General features: G+C 69.4%; 21 protein-coding genes and 1 pseudogene. 4 read left to right on the forward strand and 18 right to left on the reverse strand.

Features of this window, described 5'->3' with window-relative positions; genetic code table 11:
- The first annotated feature begins 6 nt into the window (after positions 1–6).
- Complete coding sequence (locus BM333_RS05860; RefSeq protein ID WP_092308304.1) at positions 7–1,032, forward strand: M48 family metallopeptidase; 1,026 nt, start codon at positions 7–9, stop codon at positions 1,030–1,032.
- Here BM333_RS05860 and BM333_RS05865 read toward each other — a convergent pair.
- Together BM333_RS05865 and BM333_RS05870 are read right to left on the reverse strand one after the other, a co-directional pair.
- Positions 983–1,763, reverse strand: a pseudogene (locus BM333_RS05865) (arginyltransferase); the annotation flags it as partial. The gene BM333_RS05860 and the pseudogene BM333_RS05865 overlap by 50 nt on opposite strands.
- A gap of 112 nt (positions 1,764–1,875) precedes the next feature.
- Entirely contained in the window at positions 1,876–2,778 is a 903-nt protein-coding gene (locus BM333_RS05870) for a flagellar motor protein MotB (protein ID WP_092308309.1), read from the reverse strand.
- Positions 2,779–2,886: 108 nt separating this feature from the next.
- Here BM333_RS05870 and BM333_RS05875 point away from each other — a divergent pair, with 108 nt between their 5' ends.
- The 3 genes from BM333_RS05875 (at position 2,887) to BM333_RS05885 (ending at position 4,703) form a co-directional block, all read left to right on the forward strand.
- Positions 2,887–3,390, forward strand: a complete 504-nt coding sequence (locus BM333_RS05875) for a flavin reductase family protein (protein WP_092308312.1) — start codon at positions 2,887–2,889, stop codon at positions 3,388–3,390.
- The gene (locus BM333_RS05880) at positions 3,387–4,256 is read left to right on the forward strand and encodes an NAD(P)-dependent oxidoreductase (protein WP_092308314.1); all 870 of its coding nucleotides are present in this window, start codon (positions 3,387–3,389) and stop codon (positions 4,254–4,256) included. The genes BM333_RS05875 and BM333_RS05880 overlap by 4 nt, the downstream gene beginning before the upstream one ends.
- A gap of 114 nt (positions 4,257–4,370) precedes the next feature.
- Positions 4,371–4,703 carry a beta/gamma crystallin-related protein gene (locus BM333_RS05885; RefSeq protein WP_177221809.1) on the forward strand — a complete coding sequence of 111 codons (333 nt, stop codon included), beginning with the start codon at positions 4,371–4,373 and terminating at the stop codon, positions 4,701–4,703.
- 6 nt (positions 4,704–4,709) lie between these two features.
- On the opposite strand, the gene lpdA is transcribed toward BM333_RS05885, so the two are convergent.
- From lpdA to lipA, 16 genes are all read right to left on the reverse strand, one after another.
- Positions 4,710–6,113, reverse strand: a complete 1,404-nt coding sequence (lpdA, locus tag BM333_RS05890; protein ID WP_092308319.1) for a dihydrolipoyl dehydrogenase — start codon at positions 6,111–6,113, stop codon at positions 4,710–4,712.
- 81 nt (positions 6,114–6,194) lie between these two features.
- Positions 6,195–7,145, reverse strand: coding sequence for a DUF3667 domain-containing protein (locus BM333_RS05895; protein WP_177221810.1), 951 nt, complete (start codon positions 7,143–7,145; stop codon positions 6,195–6,197).
- Positions 7,146–7,221: 76 nt separating this feature from the next.
- A complete protein-coding gene (locus tag BM333_RS05900) occupies positions 7,222–8,238 on the reverse strand; it encodes a DUF3667 domain-containing protein (protein ID WP_092308323.1) in 1,017 nt (338 codons plus the stop codon).
- A gap of 40 nt (positions 8,239–8,278) precedes the next feature.
- On the reverse strand, positions 8,279–9,580 hold the full coding sequence (locus BM333_RS05905; RefSeq protein ID WP_092308325.1) for a pyruvate dehydrogenase complex dihydrolipoamide acetyltransferase: 1,302 nt from the start codon (positions 9,578–9,580) through the stop codon (positions 8,279–8,281).
- Positions 9,577–9,894, reverse strand: a complete 318-nt coding sequence (locus BM333_RS05910) for a DUF5076 domain-containing protein (protein WP_092308327.1) — start codon at positions 9,892–9,894, stop codon at positions 9,577–9,579. The genes BM333_RS05905 and BM333_RS05910 overlap by 4 nt, the downstream gene beginning before the upstream one ends.
- Complete coding sequence (locus tag BM333_RS05915; protein ID WP_092308329.1) at positions 9,891–11,288, reverse strand: pyruvate dehydrogenase complex E1 component subunit beta; 1,398 nt, start codon at positions 11,286–11,288, stop codon at positions 9,891–9,893. The genes BM333_RS05910 and BM333_RS05915 overlap by 4 nt, the downstream gene beginning before the upstream one ends.
- A gap of 3 nt (positions 11,289–11,291) precedes the next feature.
- On the reverse strand, positions 11,292–12,320 hold the full coding sequence (pdhA, locus tag BM333_RS05920; RefSeq protein WP_092308331.1) for a pyruvate dehydrogenase (acetyl-transferring) E1 component subunit alpha: 1,029 nt from the start codon (positions 12,318–12,320) through the stop codon (positions 11,292–11,294).
- A 113-nt stretch (positions 12,321–12,433) separates the two neighbouring features.
- Positions 12,434–12,751 carry an FtsB family cell division protein gene (locus BM333_RS05925; RefSeq protein WP_092308333.1) on the reverse strand — a complete coding sequence of 106 codons (318 nt, stop codon included), beginning with the start codon at positions 12,749–12,751 and terminating at the stop codon, positions 12,434–12,436.
- 114 nt (positions 12,752–12,865) lie between these two features.
- Positions 12,866–14,143 (reverse strand): phosphopyruvate hydratase, encoded by a 1,278-nt coding sequence (eno, locus tag BM333_RS05930; protein WP_092308335.1) that lies wholly within the window; start codon positions 14,141–14,143, stop codon positions 12,866–12,868.
- Positions 14,144–14,291: 148 nt separating this feature from the next.
- Positions 14,292–14,891 carry a hypothetical protein gene (locus BM333_RS05935; RefSeq protein WP_092308337.1) on the reverse strand — a complete coding sequence of 200 codons (600 nt, stop codon included), beginning with the start codon at positions 14,889–14,891 and terminating at the stop codon, positions 14,292–14,294.
- 110 nt (positions 14,892–15,001) lie between these two features.
- Positions 15,002–15,184 (reverse strand): 50S ribosomal protein L32, encoded by a 183-nt coding sequence (gene rpmF, locus BM333_RS05940; protein WP_056449735.1) that lies wholly within the window; start codon positions 15,182–15,184, stop codon positions 15,002–15,004.
- A gap of 131 nt (positions 15,185–15,315) precedes the next feature.
- A complete protein-coding gene (locus BM333_RS05945) occupies positions 15,316–15,834 on the reverse strand; it encodes a GNAT family N-acetyltransferase (protein WP_092308339.1) in 519 nt (172 codons plus the stop codon).
- 31 nt (positions 15,835–15,865) lie between these two features.
- Positions 15,866–16,396: a GNAT family N-acetyltransferase gene (locus tag BM333_RS05950; RefSeq protein ID WP_092308342.1), complete on the reverse strand. Its 531-nt coding sequence runs from the start codon at positions 16,394–16,396 to the stop codon at positions 15,866–15,868.
- Positions 16,389–17,501, reverse strand: a complete 1,113-nt coding sequence (locus tag BM333_RS05955; RefSeq protein WP_092308344.1) for an NAD(P)/FAD-dependent oxidoreductase — start codon at positions 17,499–17,501, stop codon at positions 16,389–16,391. The genes BM333_RS05950 and BM333_RS05955 overlap by 8 nt, the downstream gene beginning before the upstream one ends.
- Positions 17,498–17,953: a type II toxin-antitoxin system RatA family toxin gene (locus tag BM333_RS05960; protein WP_092308347.1), complete on the reverse strand. Its 456-nt coding sequence runs from the start codon at positions 17,951–17,953 to the stop codon at positions 17,498–17,500. The genes BM333_RS05955 and BM333_RS05960 overlap by 4 nt, the downstream gene beginning before the upstream one ends.
- A 7-nt stretch (positions 17,954–17,960) precedes the next feature.
- Entirely contained in the window at positions 17,961–18,923 is a 963-nt protein-coding gene (gene lipA / locus BM333_RS05965; protein WP_092308349.1) for a lipoyl synthase, read from the reverse strand.
- Positions 18,924–18,985 lie beyond the last annotated feature (62 nt).

Consider the following 18,985-nt stretch of genomic DNA (forward strand, 5'->3'; position numbering starts at 1 on the left):
CGACCCATGGGCGCCGTCGGGCTCCAGACCCACATCTGGGCGAACAACACCCGGTCGATCCTGCTGCTGGCGGGCTTCCCGGTGCTGCTGGTCTTCATCCTCTACGGCGCGCAGCTGGTGATGATGGGCTTCGGCCTGCTGCCCGGCACGGGGCGGGGGCTGGGCGACGACATGGCCTTGGCCGCCTCCTGGCTGGGCTGGACCGTGCCGACCGCCCTCGTCGTGGCGGCGATCTGGTTCGCCATCGCCTACTTCGGCAACCAGGCCATCATCGACTCGATCACCGGCGCCCGGAAGGTTGAGAGACGGTCTGAACCCGAGCTTTATAACCTGCTGGAAAACCTCGCCATCTCCCGTGGCCTGCGCACCCCGACCCTGCGCATGATCGAGAGTGACAGCCTCAACGCCTTCGCCACCGGCCTGCACGAGGGCCGCTACAGCGTCACCGTCACCCGCGGCCTGGTGAACGCCCTGAGCCGCGACGAGGTCGAGGCGGTGCTGGCCCACGAGCTCACCCACGTCATCAACAGGGACGTGCGGACCATGGTCATCGCCTCCATCTTCGCCGGCATCATCAGCGTGCTGGCCGAACTGGTCTTCCGCGCCCTCATCCATACCGGGGGAGGGCGCGGCCGCTCGAAGAACTCCAACGCCGGGCCGCTGATCCTCATCGGCCTGGCCTTCGCCGCCGTCGGCGTCGCTCTCGCCGTGGTCATCCGCATGATGCTGTCGCGCACCCGCGAATTCGTCGCCGACGCCGGCTCCGTAGAGCTGACCAAGAACCCCGACGCGATGATCTCGGCCCTGCGCAAGATCGAGGGCCGCTCCTCACTGAAGGGGCCGGACGAGGTGCAGCAGATGTTCCTCGACAACCAGCCGGACGGCCGCGGCCTGGAGGGCCTGTTCGCCACTCACCCGCCGATCGGGAAGCGCATTGACGCACTGGTGAAATTCGGCGGCGGGCGGGACCCGGGCCCGTGGGTCGGACCGCAGTCGGCGGGGCAGGAGACCTCGGTCCCGGCGACCGGCTAGGGCAGGGCCCGCCAGCCCAGCCGGGTCAACTGCTCCAGCGGCCGGAAGCCGGCCTTGTAGTCCATCTTCTCCGAGCCCCGCACCCAGTAGCCCAGGTAGACGTATGGCAGCCCCACCGCCTGCGCCTGCCGCACGTGGTCGAGGATGGCGAACCGCCCCGGGCTCCGCGCCTCCTGATCCGGATCGAAGAAGCTGTAGACCATCGACAGCCCGTCCGAGAGCAGGTCGGTCAGGCACACCCCCACCAGGTCCCCGGGACCGCCGTCGGGGGAGGGCAGCCGGTATTCGATCAGGTGGGTCCGCACCGCCGTGTCCTCGACCATGGCCACATAGTCGAGCCAGCCCATGCCGGTCATTCCGCCGCCGGGATGCCGCGCCGCCAGATAGCGCCGCAGCAGGTCGAACTGCTCGGTCGTCGCCTCCGCCTCGACCAGATCGCGGCTCAGATCCCCGTTCCTCGCCAGCACCCGTCGCTGCGACCGGGAGAAGGCGAACTGCCCGGTGGGAATGCGGACCGAAACGCAGGCGTCGCAGCTCTCGCACGCCGGCCGGTAGGCGATGTTCTGGCTGCGCCGGAACCCGGCCTGGGTCAGCTCGTCGTTGACGTGCACCCCGTCCGAGAAGGGCAGGTTGGCGAACACCTTCCGCTCGGTCTGCCCCGGCAGGTAGGGGCAGGGAGCGACCGAGGTCATGTAGAAGCGCAGCTGGCGTTGCGGAACGAAGCGGGTCACGAGCTCACCACGCCATCCAATTCCGCCCGAAATCCGGCGCCTTGCACATGTGCGTATGTGGGACCGCTCCGCGCCCCGGCGCAAGCCCGACCCTCGCTGGCCGGGCGGCGGGTCACAGGCTGGTGTCCGTGGGCAGCACCGGCGCCTCGCGCAGCAGCACGATGGCGATGCGGCGGTTGCCGGCCAGCGTCGGATCGTCCGGATACAGCGGGTCCGACCCCGCCTTGCCCGAGACCTGGTAGACCCGGTCGGGGTCGACACCGGCCGCCTGAAGGATCAGGCGCGAGGCGTTGGCGCGGTTGGAGGACAGGGGCCAGTCGTTCGGGCCGCTGGCCCGGTTCGATCCGGGCGCCGCCGAGGTGTGGCCGGTGATCGAGATGCGGTTCGGCAGCTGGTTGATCACCCGCGAGATGGCGCGCAAAAGCAGCTGGGCGCGGGGGTTCGGCCGGGCCGAGTTGGTCTCGAACATCGATCGGCCTTCCTGGTCGACCAGCTGGATGCGCAGGCCCTCCGGCGTCTGGTCGATGATCAGCTGTTTCGACAGCTCGGCCAGCTCCGGCATCGACTGCATCGCCTGACGCAGCGATTCCGCCGCCGAGGCGAAGTCCGCGGCCTCGCGCCGGGCGATCTCCTCGCGCAGCTCGGCCTCGCTCGCCGCGGCGAGGTTCGAGCTCTGTCCGGCCTCCGGCGGGGCGTCCTCGGGGGCTTCCGGGGCCAGTTGCGTGATCACCGACATCGAGCCGGAGCCCTTGGAGCCGTCCTCGCCCAGCGAGGTCCCGCCCAGGATGCCGCCCGAGCCGGACGTCGATTCGGAAACGCTCGCCGGGGCGAAGTACTCGGCGATGCCGCGCTTCTGCTCCGGATCCGTCGTGTTGATCAGCCACATCAGCAGGAAGAAGGCCATCATCGCGGTCACGAAGTCGGCGTAGGCCACCTTCCAGGCGCCGCCGTGATGGCCGTGCCCCGCGACCTTCTTGACCTTCTTGATGAGGATCGGCCGATCGCTCATGGACATGGGGGAGGGGCTCCGACGGGACTGTCCCGATCCTGGACGGCGAGGCGTTAAGGCGACGTTTCCCATCCATGCCTTGCCCCCCGCGTCCGGGCCGCCTAGGTCGAACCCGTGACCCTCGAACCGCCGCCCGACCACCCGACCGCCGAAACCACTGCCTACCGCCGCGCGCTCGGGGCCTTCGCCACCGGCGTGTGCGTGGTGACGGCGGACAGCGCCCAGGGGCCGCTCGGTCTGACCATCAACTCCTTCACCTCCGTCTCCCTGAAGCCGCGACTCATCCTCTGGTGCCTGGACGAGCGGTCGGAGCGCTGGCCGGCCTTCGCCGCCGCCGACCGCTTCGCTGTCCATGTCCTCTCGGCGGCGGACCGCCCCCGCGCGGCGCGCTTCGCCCGCGGCGTCGCACTCCTGTCCGAAGGCGAGTTCGAACGTCAGGCCGACGGTGCCCCCTGTCTCCCCGACGCCCTGGCGCGCTTCGACTGCGCCGCCCACGACCGCATCCGAATGGGCGACCACATGATCATCGTCGGCCGCGTCGAGGACTTCGCGGTCGGGGAGGGACCCGCGCTGACCTACTGGCGAGGTCGCTACGGAGCCATGGGAGAGGGCGAATGAAGATCGGTTTCGCGGGACTGGGCGTCATGGGCGGGCCGATGGCCCGCCATCTGGTCGCCGCCGGACACGAGGTGACGGGCTTCAACCGCTCATCGGCCAAGGCGCAGGCCTGGGCCGCGGTCACGGGCGGCCGCTTCGCCTCCACCGTGGCCGAAGCGGCCCGGGGCGCCGAGATGCTCGTCCTCTGCGTCGGAAACGATGACGATGTTCGCCAGGTCGTCCTCGAGGCGCTTCCGCACCTCGGGCGCGGGGCCGTGATCGTCGACCACACCACGACCTCGGCGCGTGTGGCCCGGGAGATGGCGGTCCGGGCGGAGACATCCGGCGTCGCGTTCATCGACGCGCCGGTTTCGGGCGGCCAGGCCGGCGCCGAAGCCGGCAAGCTCAGCGTCATGGCCGGCGGGGACGCGGCCGCGCTGGCCCGCGTCGAGCCGGTGCTCGCCGCCTACGCCAAGGCCGTGAAGTACATGGGGCCCGCGGGCGCGGGCCAGCTGACGAAGATGGTCAACCAGATCTGCATCGCCGGCGTCGTCCAGGGCCTCGCCGAGGCCGTGCATTTCGCGCAGTCGGCCGGCCTCGACGCCGACGCGGTCTACGATGCGATCTCCCAGGGCGCGGCGCAGTCCTGGCAGATGGACAATCGCTGGAAGACCATGGCCCGCGGCGAGTTCGACTTCGGCTTCGCCGTCGACTGGATGCGCAAGGATCTCGGGCTGGTGCTCGAGGAGGCCCGCGCCAACGGCAGCCATCTGGCCCTGACGGCGCTGGTCGATCAGTTCTATTCCGAGGTCCAGGCCCTGGGCGGCTCCCGCTGGGACACGTCGAGCCTCGCGGCGCGGCTCCAGGACCGCGGCGGCACCAGGTAAGGCGATCGCTTATTTCGCATAATATGTCTTAGGCGTGTCACAGGTCTGGCGAGCGGGATGGGTCCGGAGTATGGTGCGTCTGCGCCTCCGGACGCCTGTCGCGGGAGATTTCGCATGACGCCGCACCGCCTCCTCCTGACGGCCTTGCTGGCCGCCGCCGCCGGCTTCATCACAGCGGCGGCGCCGTCGCCCGCCGAGCCGTTGGCCATCATCTACCGCGATATCGGGTACCGCGGGCCCGCCCGCACCCTGACCGGCCCCAGTCCGGACCTCGATCTGCAGTGGCCGGTCCGGTCCATTCGGGTCCAGCGCGGCGTCTGGGAGCTTTGCGCCCGGCCGAACTACCGCGGTCTCTGCACCCGCTACGAAGCCAGCGAGCGCTCCATTCCCTCGGCCCGTGAATACACCCAGAGCGCCCGCCCGGTGACCGACGCCGCCCCCGACTGAGGCGGTTCAGATGTGCAGGACGCGCTGCCAGGCGTCGAGCGACGCCTCGTGCATGGCCTCGCTCATGGTCGGGTGCGGATAGACAATGCCGTGCATGTCTTCCTCGGTCGCCTCAAGGGTGATCGCGGTGACGAAACCCTGCACCATTTCCGTGACTTCCGCCCCGATCATGTGAGCGCCGACGAGCGCGCCGGTCTTGCTGTCGAAGATGGTCTTGACGAAGCCCTCGATCTCGCCGGCCGCCACCGCCTTGCCGTTCACGCGGAACGGGAAGCGCCCCACCTTGACTTCGCGACCGGCCGCCTTCGCCGCCTGCTCGGTCAGGCCGACCGAGGCCACCTGCGGCTGGGTGTAGGTGCAGCCGGCGATCGGCGAATGGATGTTCGGGCTGCGGAACCCGGCGATGTGCTCGGCGGCGTGAATGCCCTCGTGCGACGCCTTGTGCGCCAGCCAGGGCGCGCCGGCGCAGTCGCCGATGGCGTACAGTCCCTTCACATTGGTCTCGCCGTGCGGACCGGTCTTGATATGCCCGCGGTCCATCTCGACGCCGAGCGCTTCCAGCCCGATGCCGTCGGTGTTGGCGGTGATGCCGACGGCGGAGATGCAGATCTCGGCCTCGAGGGTCTCGGCCTTGCCGCCGACCTCGACGGCGACCTGCACCCCCTGCCCCGTCTTCGAGACCTTGGTCACCTTGGCGCCGGTGCGGAACTTGATGCCGCGCTTCTCGAAGGCCTTCTGCGCCGCCTTGGAGACTTCCTCGTCCTCGACCGGCATGATCCGCTCGACCGCTTCCACGACCGTAACTTCCGCCCCCAAGGCACGATAGAAGCTGGCGAATTCCAGACCGATGGCCCCCGATCCGATGACCACGAAGGACTTCGGCAGCCGCTTCGGCGCCAGCGCTTCACGATAGGCCCAGATCCGCTCGCCGTCGGCCTCCAGACCGATCTGCGGCAGCGCCCTCGCCCGCGCGCCGACCGCCAGCATCACCGCCTTCGCCTCGACCGTGCGCTCGCCGCCGGCGTTCAGCTTCACCACCACCTTCGGGGCCGCGGCGCCCTTCTCCAGCTTCGCCGAGCCCTCGATCACCTCGATCTTGTGCTTCTTCATCAGGAAGGCGACGCCCTTGTTCATCTGGGCGGCCACGCCTCGCGAGCGCTGGATGATGGCGTCGAAGTCGAAGCCGACCTTCTCCGCCGAGAGGCCGTAGTCCTTCAGGTGCGACAGACTCTCGAACTTCTCGCCCGATTTCAGCAGCGCCTTGGTCGGGATGCAGCCCCAGTTCAGGCAGATGCCGCCGAGGTTCTCGCGCTCGATGATGGCGACCTTCTGGCCCAGCTGCGAGGCGCGGATTGCGGCCACATAGCCCCCGGGGCCGGAACCGATGACGACCAGATCGAACTGAGCCATGCGCATATCTCCTTGTCCCCGGCCTCTTAGCCTGCAGGGAACGCGAAAGGCACCCTCCCCGGCTCATCGGGAAACGAAATGTCAGGCGCGGACGAAGGCCATGAAGGCTTCGAAATCCATCGCCGAGATCGCCACGGCCAGTCCGGCCGGGAACAGGGCCAGGCCCGTGTAGAGCGCAAGGTGAACGCCGCCCCGCCACAGCGCCTGCAGCCGCCCGACGCCGTAGTACCGGCTGGCGGCCAGCGTGAAGAAGGCGAGGTACGGAAACACCAGCGGCCAGGCGGGGGCCGCTGCGCCGAACTTGTTGGCGAGAGCCAGGAGGATCAGCAGGCTGAAGCCCGCGACATGCGCCCACAGGGCGAAGATCAGATGCTCCATGAACAGCCGCCGCCCGAAGAAGGGCGCGAGCATCAGGGCGTAGGCCGGCATCAGCAGCCAGAGGGCGTTGGGGAGCCAGGCCGCGAGACGCTCGCTGATGATCGCCTGCTCGCTGTTGTTCTGGTTCTCGTAGAGCAGGTTCTGGCGGTCGAGCTCGGTCGTGGCCCGGTCCGCGGCGGCCTGCACCGCGGCGGTGACCGCCGTGTCGATCGCGGGCTCCACCCGCCGCTGCATCCACAGCTCCGCCTGGGTGACGTTGCCGAGATGGACGGTGGCGCCGTCGGGGTCGGCCACGGCCGTCACGGGGCGGGTCGGGTCCGTCACGCGGGCCACGTACTGGTAGAGCGCCACGTCGGAGAAGTTCAGGGCCAGCAGGAACAGGGCCGTCGCCACGACGAACGACTTCGTCGGGGTCTGGTACAGCGAGCCGGAGCCGTCGCGACAGGCCTCGAGCAGGCGGCCGGGCCGGAGCGCCAGCGCGATCAGCGTCCGCGCGGTGCGGCCGTCCACCAGGTTGGCCTCCGAGAAGGCTTCCGCCGCCCAATCGCGCAGCGGCCGCGGCCGCGCCTGCGAATCCTGGCCGCACGCGTGACAGTACCGGCCGCCCAGCACCGCTCCGCAGGCCAGACAGGGCTGCGCTCCTTCAGCCGTCACGCGATCGCCCCGCCTCCGCCCTTCCCTGCCCGCATCATGGGGCCGGGGTCGTCTCCCGGGCAAGGCCCGCCGGGGTTCACTCGTCTGAAAGCGGCAGCACCCAGCGGTCGATGTCGTCCATCCCCTGGCTGGTCGCGGCCGACCAGAACGACTCCGGCAGCCGGTCCCAGGCGCTCGTCCACGCCACGCCGAGCGCCACCGGCAGCCAGGCGAGCAGGAAGAAGGCGGCCAGGTGGACCGCCCCGCGCCACACCGAGCCCAGGGTGGAGAGGTCGTAATAGCGGCGCGCCGCCAATGTGAAATAGGCCAGGTAGGGGATGGCCAGCAGCCAGAAGCTGAGCTGGAGACCGAGCCAGTTCAGGGTGGCGAACAGCACCAGCAGGATGAAGATCAGGCAGTGCGCCCAGAGGGCGAAAACGAGGTGCTCGACCAGCAGCCGACGGCGGCCGAACAGCGGCCACAGCATCAGGGCGTAGATCGGGATCAGCAGCCACAGCAGGCGCGGGAGCCAGGTCTCGAGCGTCGCGTTCAGCCCGGTCCAGGCGGTCTGGTACTGGATGAAGTCGGCGATGGCGCGGGCCTGGACCGCGTCCGCGGCCGGGCGCACCGCCTCCAGCGCGGCAATTCTCTCGCGCGCCACCGAGCCGTCGGCGCGCGGCATGAGGAAGACATCCCGCAACTCGCCGCCGATCAGCCGCACCCCGTTCGGGACCAGCTCGGCCGTGACGGGCGTGGCGCCGGTCCGCACCGGCAGGAACTGGTAGATGGCGACGTCGCTCCACACGAGGAAGACGAAGAAGGCCGCCGAGACGATCAGGAACAGCTTGAACGGCGTGGTGTAGAGGCTGCGGCCCTCGCGGAAGGCGACCAGCAGGTCGCCGGGCCGGCGCAGCATGGCGTCGGCGGTCAGGAAGGTCTTGCCCTCGAGGTTGAAGCTCTCCGCGAGGACATTGCCGAGCAGGTCGCTGAGCGGAAGCACGCGGGTGCGGCTGTCGTGACCGCAGGCGTGGCAGAACGGCCCCACCAGGGACGCGCCGCAGTCCACGCAGCTTCGTCGCTCCAGGCCCGCCGGGCCTGCTGTCGTCTCGGACATCCTTCCCCTCCCCCCGGGGCCCCCGCCCCGCTCCCGGCCGTCAGGCCAGCATGGTCACCGGGTCCTCGATCATCGCCTTGAACATCTGCAGGAAGCGGGCGCCGACGGCTCCGTCCACCACGCGATGATCGCAGGTCAGGGTGACTGTCATGACCGTCGCCACCGCCAGCTGGCCGTTCTCGACGACAGGACGCTGTTCGCCGGCCCCGACGCTCATGATCGCGCCCTGCGGCTCGTTGATGATCGAGGCGAAGGCCTTGATGCCGAACATGCCGAGATTGGAGACCGAGAAGGTGCCGCCCTGGAACTCCTCGGGCTTCAGCTTGCGGTCGCGGGCCCGCTTCGCAAGGTCCTTCGACTCCATCGCGATCTCGCGCAGCGACTTGGTCTCCGCCTTGCGGATGATCGGGGTGATCAGCCCGCCGTCGATGGCCACGGCCATGGCCACGTCGGCGTGGTGGTGCATGGCGATGCCTTCGGGCGAATAGCTGGCGTTCGCTTCCGGCACCGCCTTCAGCGCCATGGCGGAGGCCTTCAGGACGAAGTCGTTGACCGAGACCTTGATCCCGTCCTTTTCCAGCAGGGCGTTGACCCTGGCGCGGGCGGCCAGCAGGCCGTCGATCTCGCAGTCGATTTCGAGCGGGAAGTGCGGCACGTCGCGGAAGCTGTCGGTCAGGCGCCGGGCGATGGCCTTGCGCATGCCGTCCAGCGGCACGAGGTCGTAGCTGCCGTCCGGGATGCCCATCTGGGCGAGAGACTGGACCTTGCGCGGCTCGGCGCCGGCCTGGCCGGCCGCGGGAGCCGCAGCGCCGCCCTTGCCGGCGGCCTCGACGTCGCGGCGCACGATTCGGCCGCGCGGACCGGTGCCCTTGATCGACGTGAGATCCAGACCTCCCTGGGCCGCCAGGCGGCGCGCCAGCGGTGAAGCGAAGATGCGACCGCCGTCAGCCCTGGCGGAAGCGCTCGCCGAGGCGGGCTTCACGCCTTGCGGCGTCGCGACAGCCTCGCCGCTCTCATGGCCGGCCGGGGCCGGTTCGGCCTTCTGCGCGGCGGCCTTCTGCGGAGCGGCCTCGGCAGGCTTCGGCGCCGGCGCGGGCGCGCCGTCCTCCCCCTTCAGTCGGGCGATCGGCGTGTTGACCTTCACCGCCTCGGTTCCCTCGGGAACGAGGATCTCGGCCACCTCGCCCTCGTCGACCGCCTCGACCTCCATGGTCGCCTTGTCGGTCTCGATCTCGGCGATGACGTCGCCCGCCTTGACCGTGTCGCCAGCCTTGATGTGCCACTTGGCGAGGACGCCCTCCTCCATGGTCGGGGACAGGGCGGGCATCAGGATGTCGGTCATTGTACGCTCCCCGACGGCGTGGTCGGCTCGGCGAGCGTCTGGACGTTGTCCGCCTTGATGACGTCGCTCAGCCCCTGGAGAATTCGATTGTAGGCCTGCTTCTCGTCGTGCCCGTGCCGCACGGCGTAGCCGTACGCCATATGCCGCGCGGCGATGGCGAGCAGCTCGCCGAACTTCGCCGGATCGTTGAAGGCGGGCTTCACGGACATCACCGGCTCGCTCTTCGACCACCACATCCGGATGATCTCGATGGCCTCCGGATCGGCGGCGACGCTCTCCGGCGTCTTCAGCTGGTGGGCGTCAGGTTCGCTCATGCCATCACCGCCTTGACGGCCTTGATGATCTTGTCGGCGCCAGGCAGCGACAGGGCTTCGAGATTGGCGGCGTAGGGCAACGGCACGTCTTCCTGGTGGACCCGCAGCGGGGGCGCGTCCAGGTAATCGAAGGCGTGCTCGATCACCCGCGCCACCACCTCGGCCCCGACCCCCATCGGCCCCCAGCCTTCCTCGGCCGAGACCAGGCGGCTGGTCTTCTTCACGCTTTCGACGATGGTCTCGTGGTCCAGCGGACGCAGGGTGCGCAGGTCGACCACCTCGCACGAGATCCCCTCCTCCGCCAGCTTCTCGGCGGCCTGCAGGGCGAAGCCGACCATGCGGCTGTGGGCGGTGATGGTGACGTCGGTCCCCTCGCGGCGGACCTTGGCCTTGCCGATCGGCAGCACCCAGTCCTCGACCTCGGGCACGTCGAACTCCAGCCCGTACATCATCTCGTGCTCGAGGAAGACGACGGGGTTGGGGTCGCGGATGGCCGCCTTCAGCAGGCCCTTGGCGTCGGCCGCGTCATAGGGCGCGATGACCTTCAGGCCCGGCACCTGGGCGTACCAGGCCGAATAGTCCTGGCTGTGCTGCGCCGCCACGCGGCTGGCCGCGCCGTTGGGACCGCGGAACACGATCGGCGCCCGGATCTGGCCGCCCGACATGTACAGCGTCTTGGCCGCCGAGTTGATGATGTGGTCGATCGCCTGCATGGCGAAGTTGAAGGTCATGAACTCGACGATCGGCTTCAGCCCGGCCATGGCCGCGCCGACGCCGAGGCCGGCGAAGCCGTGCTCGGTGATCGGCGTGTCGACGACCCGCTGGGGGCCGAACTCCTGCAGCAGCTCGCGGCTGACCTTGTAGGCGCCCTGGTACTGGGCGACTTCCTCGCCGATCAGGAAGACCGCCTCGTCGCGGCGCATCTCCTCGGCCATGGCGTCGCGCAGCGCGTCGCGGATCGTCGTCTTGACCAGCTTGGCGTCGGCCGGGAGCTCCGGATCCTTCAGTTCGACCTTCGGCCCCTTCGCCGTGTCGTCCTTCTTTTCGGGATCGCCCGAAGCGTCGGACCGGGCCGCAGAAGTGGCGGTTGTCGAGGGTGTAGCCTCGGAAGTCGCCGATATGGTCGACGTGCTTGTAGACGGTCTGGCCGCGGCTTCATCGCCCGCAAGACGCGCGATCGGCGTGTTGACCTTCACGTTCTCGGAGCCTTCGGCCACGAGGATCTCCAGCACCTCGCCCTCGTCGACGGCCTCGACCTCCATGGTCGCCTTGTCCGTCTCGATCTCGGCGATCACCTGGCCGGCCGACACGGTGTCGCCCGCCTTGATGTGCCACTTGGTCAGGGTGCCCTCTTCCATCGTCGGAGACAGCGCCGGCATCAGGATGTCGGTCACGGATCAGGCCTCCACGTAGACGTCGGTGTAGAGCTCGGACGGGTCCGGCTCCGGGCTCTCTTGAGCGAACTGCACGGCTTCGGCGACGATCGCCTTGATTTCGTTGTCGATGGCCTTCAGCTCGTCCTCGGTGGCCTTGGCCTGCTCGAGCAGCATCTTGACGTGCTCGATGGGGTCGCGGGTCTTCTTGACCTCGTCGACCTCCTCCTTGGTGCGGTACTTGGCCGGGTCCGACATCGAGTGGCCGCGGTAGCGGTAGGTCTTCACCTCGAGGATGTAGGGTCCGCCGCCTTCGCGGGCCCGCTTTACGGCCCGCGCCGTGGCGTCGCGCACGGCCAGCACGTCCATGCCGTCGACCTGCTCGCCCGGAATGCCGAAGCTGGCGCCGCGCTGGTAGAGCTCGGTCGTCGCCGACGAGCGCTCGATCGAGGTGCCCATGGCGTACTGGTTGTTCTCGATGATGTAGATCGCCGGCAGCTTCCACAGCTGCGCCATGTTGAAGCTCTCGTAGACCTGCCCCTGGTTGGCGGCGCCGTCGCCGAAGTAGACGAAGCTGACGCTGTCATCCCCCCGATACTTGCCGGCGAAGGCCAAGCCGGTGCCCAGCGCCACCTGGGCGCCGACGATGCCGTGGCCGCCGTAGAAGCCGGTGGGCACGTCGAACATGTGCATCGAGCCGCCCTTGCCCTTGGACGAGCCGCCGATGCGCCCCGTCAGCTCGGCCATGACCTCCTTCGGATCCATGCCGGCGGCCAGCATGTGGCCGTGGTCGCGGTAGCCGGTGATGATCTTGTCGTGACCCTGCTTGATGCTCTCCTGAACGCCCACCGCGACGGCCTCCTGGCCGATGTAGAGGCGGCAGAAGCCGCCGATCAGCCCCATGCCGTAGAGCTGGCCCGCACGCTCCTCGAAGCGGCGGATGAGGACCATCTCGCGATAGTAGCGCAGCAGGTCCTCCTTCGAGGCCTGCGGCGTGTTGGGGATACTCCTGGCCTTGCTGGAATCAGCTTTGGCGGCGGGGGCTTTCGCCATCCGTCTTCACTCCCGGCTGGGCCCGCGGCACGGGCCTCTGTCGTTACGGAAAGGGGCTTTAGCAGCCTTCGTTCCCGAAACGCAAAGCGGCCCGGTCAAGCTGTAACGAAAGTTCACGAATTGGCGGCGCGGGCCCGATCAGAGGCCGGATGGGAGACGCGGATCACATAGTCACGAGGGTCGGCGAAGCCCAGCACGGCCCGGGCCCGCTCCTCGAGCAGGTCGCGCGACAGACTGTCGGTGCGCAGGTAACGGACGCGCACCTCCAGATCCCGCCGCTCCTCGAGGATTCGCGCCAGCTGGGCCTCGCGGCGCAGCAGCATGGCCTCGCGCTCGCCGCCGCCCAGCAGGCCGCGCTCGCCGGTCAAGGCCTGCACGCCGAGATAGGCGATCAGCAGCAACAGGACGCAGGACGGGACGTAGGGCTTCATCCGCTCGGGCACTCGGACGCTCCTTCTGAGCGCGGACTCGTGATCAATGAGTCCTGACCGAAAATGCCTAACGAACCGTAGCTTGGCCGCAGGATCTGCGTCCGCTCCCGTGGCCTACTTCAGCAGCATGCCGTCGCCGTAGTAGGCGCCCTGGTCGCCCAGCATCTCCTCGATGCGGAGCAGCTGGTTGTACTTGGCGGTGCGGTCCGAGCGGGCCAGCGAGCCGGTCTTGATCTGCCCGCAGTTGGTGGCCACGGCGAGGTCGGCGATGGTCGAGTCCTCGGTCTCGCCCGAACGGTGGCTCATCACCGCCGTGTAGCCAGCGCGGTGGGCGATATCGACCGCATCGAGGGTCTCGGAAAGCGTGCCGATCTGGTTGACCTTGATGAGGATCGAGTTGGCGAGGCCCTCGCCGATGCCGGCGGCCAGACGGGCGGGATTGGTCACGAACAGGTCGTCGCCGACCAGCTGGACGCGGTCGCCGAGCCGTTCGGTCAGCAGCTTCCAGCCGTCGAAGTCGTCCTCGGCGCAGCCGTCCTCGATCGAGACGATCGGGAAGCGCTCGCAAAGGTCGGCGAGGTAGCCGACCATGGCCTCCTGATCGAAGGTCTTGCCCTCCCCGGCCAAGACGTATTTGCCGTCCTTGAAGAATTCGGTCGAGGCGACGTCGAGGCCCAGCTGGAAGTCCTCGCCGGCCAGGTAGCCCGCCGACTGACCCGCCTGGGTGATGAACTCCAGCGCCGCCTCGGCCGACTGCAGGTTCGGGGCGAAACCGCCCTCGTCGCCGACGTTGGTGTTGTGGCCGGCGTCCTTGAGCGCCTTCCTCAGGGCGTGGAAGATCTCGGCGCCCATGCGCAAGGCCTCGGAGAAGCTCTCGGCGCCGGTCGGCAGGATCATGAACTCCTGGATGTCGATCGGATTGTCGGCGTGGGCGCCGCCGTTGATGATGTTCATCATCGGCGTCGGCAGCACCCGGGCCGAAACCCCGCCCAGATAGCGGTAAAGCGGCAGGTTCGAGCTGATGGCGCTGGCCTTGGCGCAGGCGAGGCTGACGCCGAGGATGGCGTTGGCGCCCAGCCGGCCCTTGTTCGGCGTGCCGTCCAGTGAGATCAGCGCCTCGTCGATGCGCCGCTGGTCCTCGGCGTCCATGCCGGACAAGGCGTCGAAGATCTCGCCGTTCACGGCGTCGACCGCCTTCTGGACGCCCTTGCCGCCCCACAGGTCCTTGTCCCCGTCGCGCAGCTCCACCGCCTCGTGGGCGCCGGTCGAGGCCCCCGAAGGCACGGCGGCGCGGCCGAAGCTGCCGTCGTCCAGCACCACGTCGACCTCGACCGTGGGGTTGCCCCGGCTATCGAGGATCTGGCGGGCGACGATTTCAGCGATGTCGGTCATGGGGCGCTCTGTCTGCGGGAAGCGAGAGATGGCTCGCGTTTAGCCGCCGCGCCCGGGTCGGGCAAGGAAGCCGGCGCGGGGGGGGGAAGCGTCCGGGTGTCCGCCGGATTCGTGGGACGCTTTCGGACACTCGGAACAGGACGCAGGTTCAGGCGCAGCCTTCGACGTACTGGATGGAGGGCCCGCCGGCCCGGATGGCCTTGACCGCCCCGTCCTGGCCGACCTCGAAGACCAGGCCGCGGGCGTCGGGATCCTCGACATAGCCCGTTCCGCCGCCGCGGCTCCATGCGGTTATGTAGCCGGCCGGCGCGGGTTCGTACTTGTGCGGTTCGCGCACAGCGCCGGCGCCGTAGGCCGCCGCGATGCCGTCGCCGGGGTCGCCGACGCCGTAGCCGCGGTCCGTGGTCACATCCGAAGGTCGGATCAGCGAGATGCGGGTCAACCGGTCGCGCTCGATCATCACCAGCATGGCCTCCGGCGCCCGCTCGGGGCGGAACTCGTCGCAGCTGGCGGGATCCGGCCCGCCGACCGCCTCCGGATTTGCGTCCTCCCCGAGGGCGGCGACCACTTCCGCGCGGGTCATGCCGATGCGCAGCGGGCCCCAGCCCTCGGCGGTCAGCTGCGGCGTGGTGGAGCTGGCCACGGGCGGCGGCGTCGGCTCGGGCGCGGCCTCCGGGGCGGCGGCGTTCTCGGCCCCGCAGGCGGCGAGCGCGAGAACAGCGGACGACAGCAGCAGACGACGGATCATGGGGAGGCCTCCGGTGAGTCGGGGGGCGCATCAACGCACGAAAACGGCGCGCGGAGAACCGCGCGCCGTCGAACGCTTCATCCGGTCCCGCGGACCGGCGCCGGAAAGGCCTAGTCTTCCTTCGGCGTCAGGACCTGGCGGCCGCGATAGGTGCCGGTCTTCAGGTCGATGTGGTGCGGGCGCTTCAGCTCGCCGGTGTCCTTGTCCTCGACGTAGGCGTTCGTGCCCAGGGCGTCGTGGGCGCGGCGCATGTTGCGACGCGAGGGCGATACTTTCCGCTTCGGAACGGCCATGTCCGTCTCAATCTTCTGGTCGGGCGCCGGCAAAGGCGCGAAAACAACAGCGGCGGCCCCCGGAAGAGCCGCCACGCGAGCGCGGGCTTATGCATGAAGCCGGGCGGCTTTTCAAGGGCGGCCGCGGGGTATCAACCCGCCGGCCGACGATCCCGCCAATCCTGCCGCGAAAGCCCGTAGTACAGGCTGTCCTTCCACTCGCCACCGATATTCCAGGTCCGCGCCGCCGACCCGACGCCCATGAAGCCCAGCCGCTCCAGCAGGCGAATCGATGCGAGGTTGTCCGGATCGACGTCGGCGGTCAGCTGATCGAGATCGCGGCTGGCGAAGACGTGATCGATCGACGCGGCCACAGCCTCGCTCGCCAGCCCCTGTCCCCAGTGGTCGGGATGCAGGATGTAGCCGACCTCGGGCAGTTTCCAGAAGCCGGCCTTGCCGACCACCACCCCGTCGCGCTCGATCACGAAGTCGGGCTGGTCGGGGCCATTGGCGATCATGCTGTCGAGCCAGGCGGCGGTCTCGTCGAGAGAAGCGTGGGGCGGGGTCGACCACCAGCGCGTCGCTCGGGGGTCGGAGAGCACTGTATGCAGGGCCGCCAGGTCGTCCGGGCGAGCGGAGCGCAGACGCAGGCGGGCAGTGACGATCTCCATCCCCGGCGAGTGCCGCCGGACAGGGCCGCGGTCAAGCCAGGGCCCGCTCCAGCACCATGAAGGCGAGGTCGTTACGCCGCGGCGTGCCGAATCGCGGATCAGCGGCCGGGAAGGGCCGCGTCTCGCCGGTCGGACGGTATCCGCGCCGGACGTACCAGTCGATCAGCTCCGTGCGCTGGACGATGACCGTCATCTCCATCTTGCCGGCCCCAAAACGGCCCCGGGCCTCGGCCTCGGCGGCGGAGATCAGGGAGCGCCCCAGTCCCTCGCCCTGCAGGGCCGGAGCCACGGTCAGCATGCCCAGGTAGGCCAGCCCCCGGCCCTTGTCGGTCACCTGGACGCAGCCGAGCAGGCGGCCGTCGCGCTCCGCCAGCAGCACCGCCTGCGTCGGGTCGGCGACGATGGCCTTTAGGGTCGGGAGATCGATCCGGTTTCCGTCCAGCAGGTCGGCCTCATGCGTCCAGCCGCGCCGGGCGGATTCGCCGCGATAGGCGCCGTGCACCAGCCCATGCAGCGCCGGGACGTCGTCCGCGGTCGCGCGGCGGAAGGTCGGCTCAGTCATTGGCCAGCATCTCGGCCACCGCCTCGCCTATGGCCAGCGAGCTGGTCAGGCCCGGGCTCTCGATGCCGAACAGGGCGACCAGCCCGTCGATTCCATGATCCTCCCGGCCCCGCAGCTGAAAGTCCGGTTGCGGCTCGCCGGGTCCGTGCAGCTTGGGGCGGATGCCGGCGTAGTCGGGCGTCAGCGCGCCCTCCGGCAGGGCCGGCCAGAAGCGGCGGATGGTGCGCTCGAACGCCGCCACCCGCGACGGATCGACCGAATAGTCCTCGGCGTCGACGTACTCGAGGTCCGGCCCGAACACGGCCTGGCCGCCGAGGTCCTTGCGATAGTGGGTGCCGAGCGCTCCGGGGATCGGCGGCGGATAGACCAGACGCTCGAACGGCGCCTTGCCGGCCAGCCGGAAGTAGACTCCCTTGCCGAAATGGCCGGCCGGGATGCGGTCGTCCGGGTAGCCGTCAACGCGGGCGGCGACGTCCTGCGCCTGCAGGCCCGGCGCGGTGACCAGCAGCCGGCCGGTCAGGACCGCGCCACCCTCTCCGCCCGCCGTGATGCGGAAGCCGCCGCCCCGCAGCGGCTCGGCCCGCTCGAACGGTGTCGACGCGACGACCGAACCGCCGGCGTCCTCGATCTCGCCCTGCAGGGCCAGCATGTAGCCGTGGCTATCGAAAACACCGCTCTCGGGGGACAGGATAGCGGCACGGGCCGTGAGCGCCGGCTCCAGCGCTCGCACCTGAACATCGGTCAGGAGTTCCAGACCTTCGACGTCGTTCGTCCTCGCCTGTTCGAGGATAACCTGAAGGCGGGCCACCTCCGCTTCCTCCGTCGCGACGACCAGCTTGCCGCAGCGGCGGTGGTCGACCTTGCGGCTGTCGAGAAAGGGGTAGAGCGCTCGCCGGCCCTCGACGCAGAACCGCGCCTTCAGCGAGCCCGTCGGATAGTAGAGGCCGCCGTGAATGACCTCGCTGTTGCGCGAGGAGACGCCCTGGCCGATGGCCGGCTCCTTCTCCAGCACCAGCACCGACAGGCCGCGGCGCGAAAGCGCTTGTCCGCAGGCGAGCCCTACGGCCCCGGCACCCACGACCACGGCGTCGAAGTCGAAGCTCACGCCTTCAGACCGTAGAGGTGCGCCGCTCGGGCTTCGAAACAGTGCATCAGCTTGCCCACCGCGCGGTCGAAATTGGTCTGTAGCATCACATCCAGCAGCCGCGCCTTGAAGGCGAAGTCGATGAAGAACTCGACCCGCGTGCCTTCCGGGTGCGGGAAGAACTCCCAGCGGTTCTTGAGGTGGTGGAAGGGTCCACGTAGCAGACCGACCTCGACCAGCGGCCGGTTCCGGTCATGCCGCACCCAGGTCGAGAAGCGCTCCTTCAGGAACGAGAAACCCACGCCAGCCTCCGCGTCCTCCACGCACACGCCGGGCCGCTCCTCGCGCCGGTTCCACGTGCGCATCGAAGTGACCCAGGGCACAAACTCCGGATAGGCGCGCACGTCCGCGACCAGATCGGCGAGCTGGTCGGGCTGGTATGGCAGGATCTTCGTGACGCGGTGGACGGCCAAGGCGGGTTCAGCGGCCGCTCTGCGCCAGCCGCGCCGCCTTCAGCCGGGCGAAGTCCTCGCCGGCGTGGTGCGAACTGCGGGTCAGTGGCGAGGCCGACACCATCAGGAACCCCTTGGCGCGCGCGATCGCCTCGTAGGACTTGAACTCCTCGGGCGTCACGAAGCGCTCGATGGCGGCGTGCTTGCGGGTCGGCTGCAGGTACTGGCCGATGGTGATGAAGTCGACGCCGGCGGAGCGCATGTCGTCCATCACCTGCATGACCTCCTCCTTGGTCTCGCCGAGGCCGACCATGATGCCGGACTTGGTGAACTGGTTGGGGTCGCGCTCCTTGACCATCTGCAGCAGGCGCAGGCTGTGGAAGTATCGGGCGCCGGGCCGGATCTTCAGATAGAGCCGCGGGACCGTCTCGAGGTTGTGGTTGAAGACGTCCGGACGGGCGTCGATCATCACCTCGGCCGCGCCGTCCTTGCGCAGGAAGTCGGGCGTCAGGATCTCGACGGTTGTGTTCGGGGCCTGCAGGCGGATCTGGCGGACCACCTCGGCGAAGTGGGCGGCGCCGCCGTCGGACAGGTCGTCCCGGTCCACGCTGGTGATGACCACGTGGTTGAGGCCCATCTGCTGCACCGCCAGGCCGACCTTGATCGGCTCCTCCGGATCGAGCGCGTCGGGCAGGCCGGTCTTGACGTTGCAGAAGGCGCAGGCCCGCGTGCAGGTGTCGCCCATGATCATCAGGGTGGCGTGCTTCTGGCTCCAGCACTCCCCGATGTTCGGGCAGGCGGCCTCCTCGCAGACCGTGTGGAGACCCTTCTCCTTCACGATGGCGCGGGTGGCGTTGTACTGGCCCGTTCCCGGCGCCTTGACGCGCAGCCAGTCCGGCTTCTTGAGCACCGCGCTCTCCGGCCGGTTCTGCTTCTCCGGGTGACGCAGCTCGGCGGGGGACTTCTTCAGGGCGTCGATCAGGGTGACCAAGGCGAACTCGCGCTCCGGGGGCGGGAACCGGCTATGTCGTCCTTCCGCGCGGCCAAGGCAAG

It is taken from the genome of Brevundimonas viscosa, assembly GCF_900116065.1.
In the GTDB taxonomy this organism is placed as follows: domain Bacteria; phylum Pseudomonadota; class Alphaproteobacteria; order Caulobacterales; family Caulobacteraceae; genus Brevundimonas; species Brevundimonas viscosa.